Raw genomic sequence first — 2241 nt, forward strand, 5'->3', positions numbered from 1 at the left:
TGGAGATGTCGCAATCCACACCGAACCCGGAGGCCCTCACCCATTTCAAGAACCCAGCACGCGTGTCACCAACGTCCCGGGACAACACACCTAGGGGGCTGCTGCGGCGGCTGACGCAGCGGCTGCTGGAGTCTGCTCTCGGGGGCGGGATGGCGGATCATCGCGGCTGTCACCGGCATAGTCCGGCGGGCAGGAACGGCCGGGGCCCCGCGACGGCACGCGGGCAGGACCGTCATCACCGGTGCCGACCCGGTGGCTGTCCAGGCCGCGGGACCGCGGCGGCGTCTGCGGGCCGCAGACCGTGAGGAAGAACCGGAGCTGGCTGGCCGGCATCGGTGAGATGGTCTTGCCGCTGTCCGTGAGGGGGCTGGCCCGTGGTGGTGCGAGTTCTCCTCGCAGCAGGCCAGGGGCTACGGCGCAGGGGTTTCCAGGCGGACGGCTCTACACGATCACTGACCCGGTGACGGAGACATGGCTCGATGGCAGGCCCGCCCGGCCGCGTCTGCCTGGCCGTCTTCACCGGCTGCATCAGCGTGAAGATCCGCTGCATCGTTGCGAAGGCCCGCGAGGGCCAGGCGGCGGTCCGGCCGGTCTGTGCGACCCTCCCGGACACGGCCGGGGGCCGCCGCGGCATCCCCGGACTGCGGTCCGGCGGTGAAAGAGGCGAAGGCGCCGGGCAGGGACTGCGGGTCCTGACCAGGCTGAAGAACCGGGGCGCCCGGGACGTTCTGATGTTGGTCTGCAACGGCCTGAGCGCGCTTCCCGAAGTGGTGAACGCCATCTGGCCGCACCACTGTGTTCCAGACCTCTGTGTTCGCCTCACCCGGCACAGTCTCAGATACGCCCCGAGGCGCGACGCTGCCGAGATCTCCCGCGCCCTCAAGCCCGTCTACACCGCCGTGAGCCCGGAACAGGCCCGCGACGGACTCACCGAGTTCGGGCAGAAATGAGCCTCCCTGCCTGGCCACGCACCAGTTCTCGTTGGCGCCGCTGGATCCGGTTGCCCAGCTGGAGGCGCTCTACATGCTCCAGCAGCGGAAGGCCCCGAACCAGAAGATCGAGCCGTCAGCCGTTCGCGCGGTGGTCCAGCGGCTCGCGGGTATCGAGAGCCGCTGGACGGCGGACCGTGAATGCATCGATCCGACAGGGTGGAAGGCGGCCAACAATGCATCTCACCTGCGCGAACTCGTCTGGGCTATCGAGCGGGGCCACGAGCGGTTTCTCGGTATCGAACCCATAGACAAACTCGTCGGGACATGACAGCAGTCGGTCACCAGTCGGCCTACCGCAAGGCTGGGCCTCCTGGCGTCCGGTTGGCTCCGCTCGCGGGACGCGACCTCAGCGATATGCAGACCAGCCGACCCTGCCGGCAGTCCTCACGGACTTGCCCTACTGGCAGGAACAGGAATAGCTTGCCGAAGTCGGCCCCGCGCCTGAGCCCCTGACAGGCGAACAGCATCCGATCGTGCATCCTCTCCGGCCAATGCATGGGGCACATGGAGTGCTGACCGCATTGTGGGCTCTGAGGAGCCGCTGGGCCAATCCCGTGCGGCAACCGCGGCGGGTAGTGCGGTGTAATCCTTTGTGCGCTGCTCATCGGACGGTGTGCGCTGAGATGTGCGCCGGTGCGCCGTCGGAGCCCTCTCCATGGCGGCACGGCGCGCGGCTGTGCGTGCGAGGGTGTGCCCTACGATTCCGTCCGTGGGACAAACCCCGGGACACAGCGCCGCCGAGGCGGCTAGTCGGCGCCGGTCGAAGAGGAACCGGCCCGGCAAGGCACAGCGAGAAGCGCTCAAACAGGCGCGGGAGGATCAACAGGCGCGCGGTGGGAACCCGGCTGCGAATGAGGTGGAGCCGCTGTCTCGCGGCTCCACCCGTGCCGCTTACTCGGGCACCTCTCTTGCCTGCCTGACGGACGACGGAAAGGCAGAAGTCGTTGCCGAGGCGATTGTAGGCCGGGGGCACCTCGGCTGTTCGGCGGAGGACGTCGTTCGCAGCGAAACGGGAGGTCGCACGGAAAAGGTAGTGGTTGAGGCCAGGTAGAGATTTTCGGCAAGGTTGTTCTGCCCTTCCTCTTTGGTTCGACATCTGCACGGAGAAGTGTGAGGTACAGCCAGGGTGTACGCGGGTTTTCGCCAGCGGCTCACCCCCATTACCTTCTTGTGGCCCTGCAATGGAGCGCCCGGCCTCCGGAGTTGGCATGACTTTCTCCACCTGTCGATTGGATGGCTTGGGGGGCGG

The 2241-nt window shown here is 67.6% G+C and carries 2 protein-coding genes; both read left to right on the forward strand.

Annotated features, from left to right (window positions below; genetic code table 11):
• Nucleotides 1-479 precede the first annotated feature (479 nt).
• Nucleotides 480-950, forward strand: coding sequence for a transposase (locus tag ACFYP3_RS37555; RefSeq protein ID WP_388842596.1), 471 nt, complete (start codon nucleotides 480-482; stop codon nucleotides 948-950).
• Between the two features lie 31 nt (nucleotides 951-981).
• The gene (locus ACFYP3_RS37560) at nucleotides 982-1260 is read left to right on the forward strand and encodes a hypothetical protein (RefSeq protein ID WP_388842598.1); all 279 of its coding nucleotides are present in this window, start codon (nucleotides 982-984) and stop codon (nucleotides 1258-1260) included.
• The last annotated feature ends 981 nt before the right edge of the window (nucleotides 1261-2241 follow it).

It is taken from the genome of Streptomyces sp. NPDC005533 (assembly GCF_042871845.1).
Lineage (GTDB): Bacteria > Actinomycetota > Actinomycetes > Streptomycetales > Streptomycetaceae > Streptomyces.